This is a genomic window from Polynucleobacter sp. AP-Reno-20A-A9, from assembly GCF_018882085.1.
Lineage (GTDB): Bacteria > Pseudomonadota > Gammaproteobacteria > Burkholderiales > Burkholderiaceae > Polynucleobacter.
On sequence record NZ_JACVPB010000003.1, the window covers coordinates 107,127 to 121,946 of the forward strand.

The 14,820-nt window shown below is 45.4% G+C and carries 18 protein-coding genes; 6 read left to right on the plus strand and 12 right to left on the minus strand.

Going from position 1 to position 14,820, the window contains the following annotated elements; translation table 11 throughout:
- Nucleotides 1-98: 98 nt before the first annotated feature.
- From ICN39_RS03765 to ICN39_RS03775, 3 genes are read right to left on the minus strand one after another with little or no spacing between them, the layout of a single operon-like run.
- Complete coding sequence (locus ICN39_RS03765; RefSeq protein ID WP_216232756.1) at nt 99-1,097, minus strand: tripartite tricarboxylate transporter substrate binding protein; 999 nt, start codon at nt 1,095-1,097, stop codon at nt 99-101.
- 35 nt (nt 1,098-1,132) lie between these two features.
- Nucleotides 1,133-1,696 carry a disulfide bond formation protein B gene (locus ICN39_RS03770; RefSeq protein WP_216232757.1) on the minus strand — a complete coding sequence of 188 codons (564 nt, stop codon included), beginning with the start codon at nt 1,694-1,696 and terminating at the stop codon, nt 1,133-1,135.
- Between the two features lie 6 nt (nt 1,697-1,702).
- Nucleotides 1,703-1,861, minus strand: coding sequence for a DUF5993 family protein (locus tag ICN39_RS03775; protein ID WP_158009030.1), 159 nt, complete (start codon nt 1,859-1,861; stop codon nt 1,703-1,705).
- Nucleotides 1,862-1,948: 87 nt separating this feature from the next.
- Here ICN39_RS03775 and ICN39_RS03780 point away from each other — a divergent pair, with 87 nt between their 5' ends.
- The gene (locus ICN39_RS03780) at nt 1,949-2,728 is read left to right on the plus strand and encodes an enoyl-CoA hydratase/isomerase family protein (protein ID WP_216232758.1); all 780 of its coding nucleotides are present in this window, start codon (nt 1,949-1,951) and stop codon (nt 2,726-2,728) included.
- 14 nt (nt 2,729-2,742) lie between these two features.
- On the opposite strand, the gene ICN39_RS03785 is transcribed toward ICN39_RS03780, so the two are convergent.
- From ICN39_RS03785 to ICN39_RS03795, 3 genes are read right to left on the minus strand one after another with little or no spacing between them, the layout of a single operon-like run.
- Nucleotides 2,743-3,792 carry an alpha/beta fold hydrolase gene (locus ICN39_RS03785; RefSeq protein ID WP_216232759.1) on the minus strand — a complete coding sequence of 350 codons (1,050 nt, stop codon included), beginning with the start codon at nt 3,790-3,792 and terminating at the stop codon, nt 2,743-2,745.
- A gap of 21 nt (nt 3,793-3,813) precedes the next feature.
- Nucleotides 3,814-4,506, minus strand: coding sequence for a fumarylacetoacetate hydrolase family protein (locus ICN39_RS03790; protein WP_216232760.1), 693 nt, complete (start codon nt 4,504-4,506; stop codon nt 3,814-3,816).
- Nucleotides 4,507-4,541: 35 nt separating this feature from the next.
- On the minus strand, nt 4,542-4,823 hold the full coding sequence (locus ICN39_RS03795; protein ID WP_216232761.1) for a SemiSWEET transporter: 282 nt from the start codon (nt 4,821-4,823) through the stop codon (nt 4,542-4,544).
- Nucleotides 4,824-4,929: 106 nt separating this feature from the next.
- On the opposite strand from ICN39_RS03795, the gene ICN39_RS03800 reads away from it, so the two are divergent.
- Nucleotides 4,930-5,931 carry a tripartite tricarboxylate transporter substrate binding protein gene (locus ICN39_RS03800; protein ID WP_216232762.1) on the plus strand — a complete coding sequence of 334 codons (1,002 nt, stop codon included), beginning with the start codon at nt 4,930-4,932 and terminating at the stop codon, nt 5,929-5,931.
- Nucleotides 5,932-5,942: 11 nt separating this feature from the next.
- Here ICN39_RS03800 and ICN39_RS03805 read toward each other — a convergent pair whose 3' ends face one another.
- From ICN39_RS03805 to ICN39_RS03815, 3 genes are read right to left on the minus strand one after another with little or no spacing between them, the layout of a single operon-like run.
- Nucleotides 5,943-6,740 (minus strand): hypothetical protein, encoded by a 798-nt coding sequence (locus ICN39_RS03805; RefSeq protein WP_216232763.1) that lies wholly within the window; start codon nt 6,738-6,740, stop codon nt 5,943-5,945.
- Nucleotides 6,741-6,761: 21 nt separating this feature from the next.
- Nucleotides 6,762-7,559, minus strand: a complete 798-nt coding sequence (locus tag ICN39_RS03810) for a class II aldolase/adducin family protein (protein ID WP_216232764.1) — start codon at nt 7,557-7,559, stop codon at nt 6,762-6,764.
- A complete protein-coding gene (locus ICN39_RS03815) occupies nt 7,559-8,545 on the minus strand; it encodes a tripartite tricarboxylate transporter substrate binding protein (protein WP_216232765.1) in 987 nt (328 codons plus the stop codon). The genes ICN39_RS03810 and ICN39_RS03815 overlap by 1 nt, the downstream gene beginning before the upstream one ends.
- A gap of 113 nt (nt 8,546-8,658) precedes the next feature.
- On the opposite strand from ICN39_RS03815, the gene ICN39_RS03820 reads away from it, so the two are divergent.
- Nucleotides 8,659-9,546, plus strand: a complete 888-nt coding sequence (locus ICN39_RS03820) for a fumarylacetoacetate hydrolase family protein (protein ID WP_216232766.1) — start codon at nt 8,659-8,661, stop codon at nt 9,544-9,546.
- A gap of 89 nt (nt 9,547-9,635) precedes the next feature.
- Here ICN39_RS03820 and ICN39_RS03825 read toward each other — a convergent pair whose 3' ends face one another.
- The 3 genes from ICN39_RS03825 to ICN39_RS03835 all read right to left on the minus strand — a co-directional run bounded on the left by ICN39_RS03825 (nt 9,636) and on the right by ICN39_RS03835 (nt 12,928).
- Complete coding sequence (locus ICN39_RS03825) at nt 9,636-10,679, minus strand: fumarylacetoacetate hydrolase family protein (protein WP_216232767.1); 1,044 nt, start codon at nt 10,677-10,679, stop codon at nt 9,636-9,638.
- Nucleotides 10,680-10,776: 97 nt separating this feature from the next.
- On the minus strand, nt 10,777-12,690 hold the full coding sequence (locus ICN39_RS03830) for a ferrous iron transporter B (RefSeq protein WP_216232768.1): 1,914 nt from the start codon (nt 12,688-12,690) through the stop codon (nt 10,777-10,779).
- Nucleotides 12,683-12,928, minus strand: a complete 246-nt coding sequence (locus tag ICN39_RS03835) for a FeoA family protein (protein WP_216232769.1) — start codon at nt 12,926-12,928, stop codon at nt 12,683-12,685. Before ICN39_RS03835 ends, ICN39_RS03830 begins: the two co-directional genes overlap by 8 nt.
- A 91-nt stretch (nt 12,929-13,019) precedes the next feature.
- Between ICN39_RS03835 and ICN39_RS03840 the strand changes: the two genes are divergently transcribed.
- The 3 genes from ICN39_RS03840 (at nt 13,020) to ICN39_RS03850 (ending at nt 14,817) form a co-directional block, all read left to right on the plus strand.
- Nucleotides 13,020-13,361 carry a cupredoxin domain-containing protein gene (locus ICN39_RS03840; protein WP_216232770.1) on the plus strand — a complete coding sequence of 114 codons (342 nt, stop codon included), beginning with the start codon at nt 13,020-13,022 and terminating at the stop codon, nt 13,359-13,361.
- Complete coding sequence (locus tag ICN39_RS03845) at nt 13,361-14,122, plus strand: hypothetical protein (protein ID WP_216232771.1); 762 nt, start codon at nt 13,361-13,363, stop codon at nt 14,120-14,122. Before ICN39_RS03840 ends, ICN39_RS03845 begins: the two co-directional genes overlap by 1 nt.
- Before the next feature lie 68 nt (nt 14,123-14,190).
- Entirely contained in the window at nt 14,191-14,817 is a 627-nt protein-coding gene (locus ICN39_RS03850) for an FMN-binding negative transcriptional regulator (RefSeq protein WP_216232772.1), read from the plus strand.
- Nucleotides 14,818-14,820 lie beyond the last annotated feature (3 nt).

The following is a 14,820-nucleotide window of genomic DNA, read 5'->3' on the forward strand; positions in this document are numbered from 1 at the left end:
AGGCAAATTGAGGGGTTTATAAAGAAGGGAGAGAAATGAGGGCCACACACCTTTAACGCTTAAAAATATGCTTGGGCTGACAAGAAAATAAGGATTTATTAGTCTAATTTTGCACCTGATTGCTGTACTACCCTTCCCCATTTGCTGGCTTCGGAGGCAATCAACTTGGAAAGGTCTTTTGGGCTGCCTGGAGCGGGGTCTAGAGCACCAGCCAAGAGCTTCGATTTGACCTCGGGATTGCTCAAAGTTTGGCGAACCATTTGATTTAAGCGTTTTTGGATATCAGGCGGCAAGTTTGCTGGTGCCATTAAAGAAAACCAAGATACCGCCTCAAAACCCGTTAAACCTTGCTCAGCTAAAGTCGGGATCTCAGGAGCGGCATGTGAGCGCTTCAGCGTGGTCACACCCAAAGCCTGCACCTCTCCCGCCTTAATTAAGGCCAAGGAAGAAGAAAGGTTATCAAAAAGCATAGAGATGCGACCACTGAGTAAGTCAGGTAAAGATTGCGCACGCCCCTTATAAGGAATATGACGGATTTGAACGCCGGCCATCTGTTTAAATAATTCACCCGACATATGCAATGAAGTGCCAATACCTGAAGAACCGAAGGTGAGTTGATCTGGTTTTGCCTTTGCCAATTCAATTAACTCATGAAGATTATTAACACCTAGTTTTTTATTAACGATTAATACATTTGGCGTGCTTGCCAAAAAACTAATGGGTGTGAAATCTTTCACGGGATCGTATGAGATCTTTTCATACAGCACGCCATTAATCGCATGAATGCCTACCGTACCAATTAATAAGGTGTAGCCATCAGGATCACTCTTGGCAACCAGGTCAGCGCCAATATTGCCGCCATAGCCTGGACGATTTTCTACTAGCACTGGCACACCTAAATTCTGCTGCCAACTTTCAGCTAAAACGCGCGCCAATATATCTGGAGCCCCGCCTGGTGTAAAGGTAACGATGATGCGAATAGGTTGCTTTGGCCAGGTAGCGTTTTTCTGGGATGTACTTTGCGCATAAACAGGAAAGACAATGGCCCACAACACAGATACCAGCAGAAAGCTCTGTAGAACTTTAGAGAATTGCATGCTTAAAAATGAAGAACTAGACCAGGCGGTCTAAGTTAGAAACCAAAGCGAGAGCGTAGCCACAACCAGCCCTCATACTTCACTGGGTCGTCAGCGCAGGGGCCGATACCGCATTCCAATAGTGTAGATACAAGGTTGCCCAAAACCAAGAGAATGAAAGCAATAATCAAGGCATTAGCAAACCAGGAGCGAGATCGAACTTCACGGTTTGGCAGCATTAAGAGAATTGCCAAACCCATTAATAGCCCTGTGTAACCAACATAAGCCCAGGTATAAAAATGCAACTCCAAAAATGTTTTTCCAAATCCTTTATCACCCGGCAGAATATGCAAGAACACCTGGCGAAGAGAAACCATCATTCCGACCAGGCCGCCAATGATGCCCCAGCCATAATGAGCTGAGTAAGCGCCACAACGAATATTGAGTACTAAAGCAAAACCAATGATGACAAATCCAACGCGCTGCATTAAGCACAAAGGACAAGGTAGCTCACCAAAGTAGAGTTGATCTACAAATGCATAAGACAGCATGCCAACAACAGCTAGCAATGCAAGCTGATTACCAAGCGCAGCTAAGGAAGGTAGAGAATGTTTGCTCACAATCAATTACAGACTGATGTTGAGATGGTCGGTTGCATGAAAACGGAACCAAACCAGAAGAATGGCAACGGTAATTGCCAAAACTGTCAGCCCCGCAAGACGCTTCTCAAACCAGACTAAGACAAGTCCGATAAAAGCCGTCAGGAAAGGTAGAAACATATACATAAATGAATTCTAGCGCAGGACACTTTGCTTGTGGTCAATTCTGTAAATTCAGGGCCCGGGGAAAGGTCTTTTGTTTAGAATGTGCTCATGACTACCAGCTACTCCCCGCCCCGCTTAGATCTTCAGATGGATGGGAATGTGGCACGGGTTACCTTTAATAACCCCGCTGCGCGTAATGCGCTCACTTGGCCAATGTATGAAGAGCTCAAAAGGATTTGTGAATCCTTAGCCAAGAATCCTGAAATTCGAGTCGTCATTTTTCGAGGGGCAGGAGATAAAGCATTTGTCTCTGGAAGTGACATTCAGCAGTTTATTGACCTCAAAGAGAATGAGGCATATGAAGTTGCAGTTGATTATATTTTCTCCTCGCTGCAACAACTACCCATGCCGACTATTGCCATGATCGAAGGTTTGGCTGTGGGTAGCGGTTTATTGATGGCAACTTTCTGCGACTTTCGCATCTCAACGCCGGATGCGCGTTTTGGTATACCTGTAGCAAAGACTTTGGGGAACTGTTTATCACCAAGTAATCTATCTTGGATCGCAGCGCATCTTGGAGTTCCGACAGTCAAGAGGATGCTACTTACCGCAGAACTCATTAAGGCACCAGAGTTATTAGCATCAGGCTACTTGCATCAAACAGCAGAACCTTCCGAGATTGTTTCCGTGACAAATGCACTAGCGCAAAAGTTAGCCGCATTAGCGCCAATCACGCAAAAAGCCAGCAAGATTGCTTTGGCACGCTTGCTCCAAAGCAATCTTCCAGACTGCACAGAGCTCATGCGAGAAACCTACAACAGCAAAGACTTTAGAGAGGGTGTGAACGCCTTCCTGGAAGGTCGTCCACCCCAGTGGATTGGGAAATAAGTAAGGCTGCTGGACTAGCCCTTAGAGTTTAAAAACTCAACCACGATTTTCAAAAACTGATCGGGCACTTCAACGTGAGGTACGTGCCCAACATTCTCAATCGGAACTAGCTTTGCATTCGGAATAGCCGCTTGCGCTTTCTTACCTAACTCCGGGAAGTTACCCAATGCCTTCACTGCCTCTGGTGGAGCAAAGCGTCGACCAAAGACCGTACGGTCCTTTTGGCCAATCACCAATAGCACCGGCATCTTCAATTGCGGCAAATCATTGACCACTGGTTTCTCAGCAATCATTTGGTAAGTCAGAACCGAAGTCTTTGCATAAGCAGGATAGTCCGGACCCTTCTGAACGCGCACGTAGACCTCTACAAACTTTTCATAGCTGGGTTGCCAGTTTGGAAAATAACTCTGTAGAAAACGGCGATAGCTCGCTTCAGTTTGGGCCATCTCTAGCTTGAGCAATTCATCATTCTGCTGCGGAGGAATATCCTTGGAGTAATCCTCAAGTCCTAGAGGATTCTCTAGCACTAGCTTTTGGACAGCTTGCGGATATAGGCGGGAAAAACGAATACCCACCATACCGCCCATTGAGTTAGCTATAACTGAAACCTGCTTGATATTAAGTGACTTCAATAATGCCTGGGTATTGGCAGCCAGATCGTCAAAGTGGTAAGCCACATCTGGCTTGGAAGACTTGCCGAAGCCAATCTGATCGGGAGCAATCACTCGATAGCCAGCCTTAGAAAGACCGGTAATCGTTGTGGCCCAGTAATCGCTGGAGAAATTCTTTCCATGAAATAACACCACAATACCTTTTTGCTTCCCTAAGGCAGCAACATCCATATACATCATGCTGGCTGGCTGCCCTTGCAAAGAAGTTTTAAATTCTTTGAGCGGGTATGGGTAAGGCAATTTACTTAAGTGCAGATCCAAGGGAGCAGCATCGGCATAAAGACTTGCGGGTGGAGTTGAAGCGGTTTTCTCAGTGCTAGCACATGAAACCAAAAAAATGGGTGCAGCTATTGTTACAGCAACCAGCAATATTTTCTTGATAAAACTTGTCATCAATCCGACCTTCTTTTTTATTTAGAGAATTTTTGTTTTTAAGTTTGGTAAGCCGGCAACACTACCCTCGAGTACATCGCCCTTTTTAACTGGCCCGACTCCTGCTGGAGTGCCAGAGTAAATTAAGTCGCCCGGTTCTAAGGTAAATAAGGTAGATAAATATGCAATCGTGTCAGGAACATTCCAGATTAGCTGATTGAGATCGCCCTCTTGACGAACTTCACCATTCACTAAAAGCTTAACGGCACCACTGGCAGGATGGCCGCATTGACTCGCTGGCGTGATCTCACCACAAGGAGCGGATTGATCAAATGCTTTACCAGTGTCCCAAGGGCGCCCCATCTTCTTGGCCTCGCCCTGTAGATCACGTCGAGTCATATCCAAGCCAACTCCGTAGCCATACACATGCTCTAGGGCTTTATCTGCAGCAATATTTGCGCCGCCTTTACCAATGGCAACCACCATTTCAATTTCGTGATGAACATCCTTCGATAAACTTGGGTAAGCCATATCTTTACCATCGGTCACGATCGAATTGGCAGGCTTCATAAAGAAGAATGGCGGCTCACGATCGGGATCATGACCCATCTCACGCGCATGATCGGCGTAATTTCTACCAACGCAGTAAATGCGATTCACGGCAAAGCGACGAGTATCGCCAGTCACAGGCAATGAAATCACTGGAGGTGGATCAATCACAAATGCTGAAGACATAAAAACCTTTCTAGGAATTTTGATGAATAAGGGGTTTATTTCTGATGTTTAGAAGTATGACGCAATTTCAACGATAGGATGCTGAGCGCCAAGGCAAAGGTCAGCGCATTGGCCAAAATGAGGGGCCACTTTTCAATAATGAGGCCATAAACCAGCCACAAACCCACTCCCACCGTAAATAAGGAATACATCCCCAAGGAAATGCCCGAGAGGTCTCTGGTGCGCCAAGACTGTATTGCCTGCGGCAAAAAGGCAATGGTGGTCAAGAATGCAGCGCAATATCCAATAATCTCTATTTGGTGGGGCTCTAGGTTCATTTCTTCATTGTAATAAGGGAAATTTGCAGTTCATTGACGCAGCGCATGAATTTTTAATCTGTAGATAATAGAAAATCGTAACTCAACCCACCACTAAAAATACAAAATGAGACAACACCTAATTCGAGGCTTTGGCCTACTACTTTGCAGTAGCCTGATTTCTGCTCCACTGCTAGCGCAAACTAATAGCTCTGCAATTAAAAACTACCCTGACAAGCCTATTAAGCTGGTCATTCCATACCCACCAGGTGGTGCTACCGATGTGATTGGACGCATCATGGCACAAGAACTCTCTAAGTCACTAAACCAGCAAGTGGTTCCTGATAATCGCGCAGGCGATAGCGGCAATATTGGTGCCGATATGGTTGCCAAGTCTCCTGCTGATGGCTATACGCTGTTAATGGGCGCCCTGACCTCGCACTCTATCAACGCAAATCTTGATAAAGATAAGATTCGATACAACCTTGAAAAAGATTTCACACCAGTGGACGTGGTAGGAGTAGTGCCTCTGGTTTTTGTAGTGAACCCTTCAGTACCCGTCAAGAATATGAAAGAGTTCATTGCCTACGCAAAAGCAAACCCAGGAAAACTCACTTTCGCCTCATCCGGAGCTGGTGCCCCACAACGTCTTGCAATGGAAATGTTTCGTTATCAACTAGGCTTGGACCTGTTGCATGTGCCTTACAAAGGCAGTGGTCCTGCTATGACCGATCTAGTGGGCGGACAAGTGCTCACAATGTCTGAGACGGTTCCAGCGGCTCTGCAATTTATTCAAGCAGGCCAGTTAAGACCACTAGCTGTGACAACTGCTAAGCGCATTAGTCAATTGCCGGATGTGCCAACCGTGACTGAAGCCACTGGCCTTCCTAACTTTGATGTGGTGAGTATGTTTGGTATTTTGGCTCCAGCAGGAACACCTAAGCCAATCATCGATAAGCTCAGCGCAAATATTAAGGTTATTTTGCAGCGTCCCGAAGTACAAGAACGTATGCTGGCAGCAGGCGTCTATGTGAACTACCTTTCACCTGCAGATTCCAGCAAGCGCATTACACGCGAAATGAATATGTGGAGCAAGGTCATTAAAGACGCCAACATTAAGCCTGATTAAGGCTAATGGCGTTAATTGAATGGAATGGAAAAAATCGCTTTAAGCGTTAACGAATCCGTACTGTTAGAGAAGCCCTTACCTACCCCAGCCTGAAAAGAAATTGGTTTGCCTTCGTAGTACATCATCAAAAAACCCAGTTGCTGGGTATTTTGATAATTAATGGGCTGACCAAGTTGATTCAGGTTGGAGTAATACTCCACCCCCAACGCTAACTCAGGCATCACTTCTCTAGACAAGCGAGTTGCTGTAGAAAAATATGGCGATTGATGTATGTAAGGCTGCGAGAGCGGCATTTCCACAATTGGATTAAACGAGAAAAGCCACTCATCAAAATGCTTACCAATAATGAAACGTATTTCGCTGTTGTATCTAGACTCATCAAACTGTGGTTGTACGTTGGATAACTCTAGATTTGCACCAGCAAAGAAAGAATCCCCTTTATCTTCGCGAATTGGCAACCATTTCATGCGCACCTTAGTGGCAGCATATTGAAACTTGTTGTCGTAGCTCACATAAGAGATATATAAGCCAGCTTCTAAATCGTGGCCTAGCCCATATGCAAACTCTGGGGTCACCCGCACACCGTTGTTGCTCATCACCTCTCCTGGATAGGAGGGGCTTTGAATGCCTCGTGGAGTGCTGTTTAAATGCACCTCTAAACTTGCTTCGCCCTTGGCATTAATTTCATCGTCGTAAACCTGAATCTCATCCTGCAGAGCCGCTATACCGATCGATGGCGAGAGGATTAATGCGGTTAATAGAAGCCCCTGAGCGAGCGTTTTCTTGAAGGGGCGAGCTTGCATCTGCATGATGCGTGAGTTTAACAAGGATTAGGGTTTTTTGACGCGCTCACTCCAAAGCTGCCATGGGCGTCCAATGGTTTTCTCAATCGTTTCCTGCGAAGCGATAGCCTCACCAGGACTAAGGTACTGCACCTGCCCCATCTTCATTGCTTCAGACTGAATGCTCGCATTCTGAATTGCGTACACCGTCCTAAAGACTGCTTTCTTGATGGAGTCTGCGCCTGCAGCATATCCGTGGCCACGCATCAAAACAAAATATTGCAAACCCATGGTTTTGGATAAAGCATCGCCCAAATCTCCACTGCTAACAAACATATCCGTATCAGGATTTGGCTTAGCAAAATTTCGGATTTCGAAGACAGGTGCACCCTCACCCAAAAATGCACTCATGTGATAAACAGGCTTGAGTGTGATACCTGTTAATCCATACGGCAGAATGGGTGCGGCATGACCATGGATAACTGAATTAATATCTGGGCGATTTTTTAGAATGCCGCTGTGAATAAAGCGCTCTCCATATGCCACTCGCGTATCGCCATTTAAAGCTTTGCCATTCATATCAAATTCCATGATGTCTTCAACTTTAACAACCGATGGAGCAACACTTCTTGCCAGAAAGAAGGTGTTGGGATTAACTGGATTACGAACACTAATGTGGCCATAGCCATCTACTGCATTTTGGTCATACAAAATATGGTTTGCTAAAACAAGCTCCTCAATCGCGGTCTTGACTGCTGGATTTTGATCCATTTGCTCCTGAACGGTTGCGGCATTTACTTGGGAAAAAAGTAGAATCAGAAAGGACGAAAATAATTTATTTTTCATTACTCAACCTTGCCAATTTTTCTCACAACTTCACCCATCTGGGTGGATTCCTTATCCCAGTAAGTCTTAAATTCAGGCGCATCCATATATTGAATTGGACTTCCCGCTCCATTGATCACAGCGCGCACCCGCTCATCATTCGCAGCCTGCCTTGCAGCTTCACGCAACTTATTAGTAATGTAGTCAGGGGTTGCGCTGGGCACAAATAAACCAGCCCACTGAGAGAACTCAACCTTGACGCCCATTTCCTTAAAACTAGGTACTTCAGGCATGCTGGCTAACCTGCCATCACCCCAATGAGCCAATGCGCGAACTTTGCCCGCCTTCATTTGCTGAACGATTGATGAAGGTCCAGTTGCAATCGCATCTACTTGCCCACCTAATAAACCCACAATCGCTGGCCCTGCACCTGTATACGGAATATGAACCATATAGAACTTCTCGGAAGACTTGAGCATCTCCATTGGTACATGCATTGTTCCGTAATTACCCGACGATCCAAAATTGTATTTGCCAGGATTGGCTCGCATGGCCGCTACAAAAGATTTGTAATCTTTCCACGGGCTATCTGCCCTCACTACTAAAACTGTTGGATCCGCAGTAAAGCGTGCAATCGGCTTAAGTTGATTGAGCTGAAAAGATTGGTCTCTGCCCACCACTTTATCTGCCTCTGGAATAATTGAAATAGACGATAGGGCCATCAAAATCGTATACCCATCAGGTTTTGCTCTAGCTACTGCTGCCATGCCAATGCCACCACCGGCCCCAGCTTTATTTTCTACAATCACTGGCTGACCCAAGCTACGAGAAAGTGCCTCAGCAACGGGCCTGCCTACCGTATCAGCAACCCCACCCGGTGGGAATGGCACAACCATAGTGATGGGCTTTGTAGGCCAGGGTTCTGGTGCCTGCGCAAAAGCGCCCAGAGAGGCCAAGCAAGCGCATAAAAAGGCTAAGGCAGTGGCAAATGAATATTTTTGTCTCATTTTTTGTCTCAAATACGTAAATTAGTTATTATTTATGCTCTTTATCCTACTACAAGATTCATCACAATAAACAGGGGTTAGCGTAGACAAAACCCCAGCCGGAGATAGTAATCATGAGATATGCCGCATTTGTTTTAGCCAAAGAACCCGCCAAAACTCGCGTCGGAATTGTGTCTGCTGATGGTGAGACAGTTCAAGAGCTCGATTTAGGCGTTGACGTTAGTGAAGATGGCATTGTTGCCATTCTCAAATCTGACCTCGCGGGCAAGCTCCCAAAACCTACTGTCACGCATGCATTTAGCGATATCCGTCTGCTCGCTCCAGTGCCTAGACCGCGCCGCAATATTTTCTGCGTCGGTAAAAATTATCACGAGCATGCTAAAGAATTTTCCAATAGCGGATTTGATGGTAGCGCCAAACCAGGTGAAGATATTCCAAGCCATGCAATCTTCTTCACAAAGCCACCTGAGTCTGTAACTGGACCCAATACTAACGTCATCATTCCCACTGCCGTATCAACCTGCATTGATTACGAAGCGGAACTCACTATTGTGATTGGCAAAGGCGGCAAAGGTATTAGCGAAGCGGATGCCATGAAGCATGTCTGGGGCTATACCGCCATCAATGACGTAACTGCGCGCGATTGGCAGCATAGACATAAACAATGGTTTTTAGGTAAAAGCTTTGACACGTTTTGCCCTATGGGCCCCTGGGTAGTGACAGCTGATGAAGTTGATGCTGAAGATATTGCCGTTAAGTGTTGGGTCAATGGTGAATTACGCCAAAACTCTAATACCAAAGATCTAATTTTTGATATCCCTAATATGATCGCTACGGTCTCTGCTGGTATCACCCTATACCCAGGAGATCTGATTGCCACTGGAACTCCGGTCGGCGTTGGTATCGGCTTTAAACCCCCCAAGTACTTGGTGAATGGCGATGTTGTAGTGGTTGAGATGGGCGGCATTGGAAAGCTGGAGAACACTTTTATTGCTGAGTAAAGCGGGTTAAGCATTTTAAAAACACTAGCCACTGATAAGAAAAGCCACCCTAGGGTGGCTTTCTTTTTGATAAAAAAACTCTAGAGTGATCAAGCCAGCGTGAACTTTAAATCTCCAAGCTTTTCTACTGAACTTACGATCTTATCGCCCTTCTTCAGCCATACCTGCTTGTCTTTTGGCATACCAGCAATAACGCCTTGCGGTGTGCCGGTGAAGACGATATCTCCCGGCTCTAATGTCCAGTAGGTGCTAATGTAAGACAACATTTTTTGAGTGTTGTGAATGAAGTCTGCAGTATTGGAGTTCTGTCGTAACTCGCCATTAACCCAAGTCTTCACCTGAAGCTTATTAGGATCACCTACTAAGTCAGAGGTCACAAAGTAAGGCCCAATTGGCGCGTATTGGTCTAAGGTCTTACCAATCATCCATTGACCGCTTGGCAATTCCAGTTGCAAATCACGTGATGAGAAATCATTTGAGGTGCAATAACCCGCCACATAATCCAAAGCAGCGGATTCAGGAACGTTACGCATCTGCTTACCAACAACAATCAGTAACTCAGTCTCATAATCTAACTTATAAGAAACTGATGGCGGTGGAATTTGCAATAAACAGTTGTGAGCCGTAAGACTATTGTTGTACTTATTAAATAGTGGCGGCACTCGTGGGTGTGCCATACCTACCTCGTCCGCATGTGCGCGGTAATTTAAACCAACGCAAACAATCTTTCCAGGGTTTTTAAACAAACACCCGAAAGTAATGTCAGATTCTTTTAAGTAGGGCACGCCAGACTTATCGGCACTTGCAACCACCTTATTGAATCCTGCAGCATTACCCTCTTGCAATAATTGATCTAAGGTAATCGGTGCTGCAATCTTCATTTTCTTAGCTACAGCACGAACATCGATGATGCCTTTGGGGGTAACCACACCCAGGGTTTCCGTCCCATCCGCATTTTGGATCGAGAGAACTTTACTGTTCCTCACCATTTCGCGTGGACCGGTGTAAACCTCCCCTCCCCATACCGAGGTAGGATGAGCTGAAGCTTCCTTCATCACGCCCATAGCAGAGGCAGCTACTAAACCAGCCCCAGCAGCTGAAGCAGTCTTCATAAATTGGCGACGAGAACCCATCTAAATCTCCTTTTGTTGTTATCTATTTTTTAACTACAAAAGGAATACTACCGCACCCATTTATGCGGTGCTGCAGCAAATATAGACGCCAGTAGATTTAACCTAGGCCCAGAAAAATAGCCAGGCGATAGGTAATAAATGAGGCGATATAGGCCAAGCCAAATAAGTAGCTCAGCATGATGATTGGAATCTTCCAGCCGCCAGTCTCGCGCTTCACTGCAGCAATGGTAGATAAACACTGCGGAGCAAATACAAACCAGGCTAATAGAGATAAAGCTGTAGCCAAGGACCAGCCACTAGAAATTAAAGGAATCAAAGCATCAGCCGCGTCGACACTTGAGCTAGATAGCGCATATACCGTTGCCAATGAACTCACCACAACCTCACGAGCAGCCATCCCTGGTACTAGAGCAATGCTGATTTGCCAGTTAAATCCAATGGGTGAAAAAACATGAGCCAATGCTTGCCCCATCATCCCAGCAAAACTATATTGAATCGGTGATCCTGTGGCGCCCTCAGGAGGAAATGGAAAGCTAGATAACACCCACAAAGCAATGGTCATTAGCAAAATAATTCCGCCAACACGGCGCAAAAAGATTTCTGCTCGTTGCCACAAGCTAATAGCTAAATTACTTAAGCGAGGCAAGTGATAGCTCGGTAATTCCATCATGAGCGCGTTCATCCTAAATTGCTCACTCGTAAAGCGCTTCAGAATCCAGGCCACTGCCATCGCGCCCAAAATTCCAGCGAGATAAAGTAAGAATAAAACCAGGCCCTGCAAATCAATACCAGCCCATAGCTTGCGCTCTGGAATGAATGCTGAGATCAATAAGGCATACACCGGCAGGCGTGCAGAACAAGTCATCATCGGCGCAATCAGAATCGTCACCATACGATCGCGTGCATTAGAGATACTTCTGGTGGCCATAATTCCAGGGATGGCGCAAGCAAAACTAGAGAGCAGTGGAATGAAGGATCTACCAGATAAGCCAACAGACCCCATCACTCTATCTAACAAATAGGCAGCTCTCGGAAGATAACCAGACTCTTCCAACAGAAGAATGAAGAAAAACAAAATCAGGATTTGCGGCAAGAAAATCACTACACCACCCAAGCCCGCCAAAATTCCATTGATTAATAAACTACGTAGCCATCCATTTGGCAATACTTCAACAATCTGGGCGCCAATAAAATCTACTGCAGACTTAATCAGATCCATGGGTACCGTAGCCCAACTGAATACGGCTTGAAAAATGCAAAAGAGCAAGGCCACCAAAATAATGGGGCCAACAACCGGATGAAGCAATACCGCATCCAAACGATCACTCAATTGATCGGGAATAATTTGATCAAGCTTGAGGTTTTGCAAAATTCTTTGAACTTGAATATTGTCAGATTCTGTATGTGCAATATGAGAGGCAACATTCTCTAAGGTCGCATCGCTAGTGCCCGTGCGAAGTCCATTGAGATTACGCCAGTCCAGATTCGATAAGAACCGCTTAATGTCATCCGCACCATCAGACTGAATACCAATGCTGGTAAGCACCGGCAAACCCAATTCATTAGAAAGTGCGGCGGCGTCTATTTTTAAGCCTTGACGCTTAGCAATATCAAGCATGTTGAGCACCACAATGCAAGGCAAGCCCAAGCGTTTTGCGGCCAATACTAGGCGCAAGTTACGACGCAAGTTCATGGCACTCAATACGCAAACGACAAGGTCAGGCCGCTTTTCACCTTCAGCTCGACCAAGCAGTACATTGCAGGTCACGCGCTCATCCAAGGATCTTGGATAAAGACTATATGCACCAGGCAAATCGAGTATGCGAATATTCTTGCCAGACTCGAGGGACAGACGCCCTTCTTTGCGCTCTACAGTGACGCCTGAATAGTTCGCTACTTTTTGACGGCTGCCAGTCAGCAAATTGAATAACGCAGTTTTGCCACAATTGGGATTACCCAATAAAGCTACGAGTGGCTCACTCGAGAAAAAATGAACTTTAGATTCAGGCATGTGAAATGGCATCGACCGTAATCATGCGCGCCTCTGATTGACGCAATGCGAATGTAGAGGCTCCGACGCGAACCATATATGGCCCCTTACCAAGCAAACCTTTACGCAAAACCGTTACTTGTTCACCAGGTAAAAACCCAATATCTTCCAGTTGCCCTTTTATTTGAGGGGCGCCCTTAGGCGCGTTAACCGCGCTCACTCGGTAAAGAACTTCCAAATCAACCTGGTCCAAATGCATGGAGGATTGTCACTTTTATCAATAAATAGGAACGATTCTCATTATATACCTTATACTTGAGAATAGTTCTCATTTATATATACCCTAATACATGAAAAATACTCATACAAAACAGTTACTTATCGGATTTTTCTTGTTGTTAAATTTGACAAATATCTCCATTGCAGCAAGCAATGACATCCAGATTTCAATTAAAAATGGGCGATTTTCACCATCAGAAATCGATGTCCCTGCCGACACCAAAGTAAAACTGACGATTGAAAACCTGGATGACACTCCAGAGGAATTTGAAAGCTACGACCTCAACAGAGAAGTATTAATCAAAGCCAACAGCAAAGCCTCTTTCTACATCGGACCTTTAAGTCCTGGCGTATATAAGTTTGAAGGTGAATTTAGCCCTGAAACCGCTCAAGGCGTAGTGAGGGTTAAATAATGAAGCATCAATATTTACTGTCGCGATATTTATGGATCGCCCTCTTCTGCGCAAGTACTTCTGTTTACGCTGGCGAGTACTTAAGTGGGCCAGCAGATTACATCTACACCCCAAGAGTGGAAGAAGGTGAAAGAGAGATAGATACGAAGTTTGGAACTCAAACTCCAAGAAGCGGAGAAGACAACAGACAATCAGGCGCCTCCATTGGCTTTGGTTATGGCGTGAACTCATGGTGGTTCACTGAGATCTATGGGAAAGTTATTTGGGATGGCACTAACTCCCAATTTGATGCAGTGGAATGGGAGAATAAATTTCAGTTAACAGAAACTGGAAAATACCCAGTCGATATTGGCTTCCTGCTCGAGCTAGAGCGCCCCCAAAACCGCAATGAAGGCTATGAAGCGAAATATGGATTCTTATTTCAAAGCGAATGGAAAAAGTGGGTTGCCAACCTGAACATCCTAATGCAAGGACATTACACAGGCACCGAAAATCAAGGCACCTATTTCGGCTATCAGGGTCAGGTGAAGTATCGCCTTCAGCCAGAGCTTGAGCTTGGAGCACAGATTTATTCGTGGCTGGGACAGGTTAACAACTGGAATACCAATGAACAACAACAATCTAGTGCGGGGCCAGCCATTTTTGGGAAAACCAAACTGGGTCGCAAGGAGGCCTTGAAATACAACGTAGCCTACCTTTGGGGAACCACCACAGCATCACCAAAAAACACCATCAGAATGCAGGTAGAGTACGAATTTTAAGAAAAAGGCCTCAATCTCTGCTATGTTCTTATTAAATACAACCATTTACCCATTCTGCTTAAACCCTTATGTACTTACCAAAACATTTTTTAGTTGAAGATCAAACCGTATTAGCGCAGCTGATTTCTGAATACCCATTAGCGACTATCGTTGCGAATCTAGATGGTCATTTTGAAATTAACCACCTGCCCCTCATGTTAAGCGCAGACAAAACTAAGCTTTATGGACATGTCGCCAAAATGAATCCGCTCGTTAAAGTTGCGAGCAGCAGCAACACATCTATTACAGCAATTTTTAATGGGCCGAACGCTTATGTGACCCCATCTTGGTATCCATCGAAACAAGAAAGCGGGAAAGTGGTGCCTACATGGAACTATGCTGCAGTTCATGCAGAAGGTAGCATCAAACTGATTGAGGATGCGCAGTGGCTAAGAAGCCATGTCTCACAAATGACCAATCTTCATGAGCCTACATATCAATCGACATGGAAGCTAGATGATGCCCCAGAAGAATACGTGCAATTGATGCTCAAAGCCATTATTGGCATCGAGATTGAGATCAGCAGTTTGGTTGGCAAATTTAAGCTAAGTCAGAATCGTCCAGCCCAAGACTATGATGCCGTGGTGGAGCAGCTAGAGAAGTCGCCAAAAGAAGCTTTACAAGAGATGCTCCAATACATGAGGGCACCTAAGTAATCA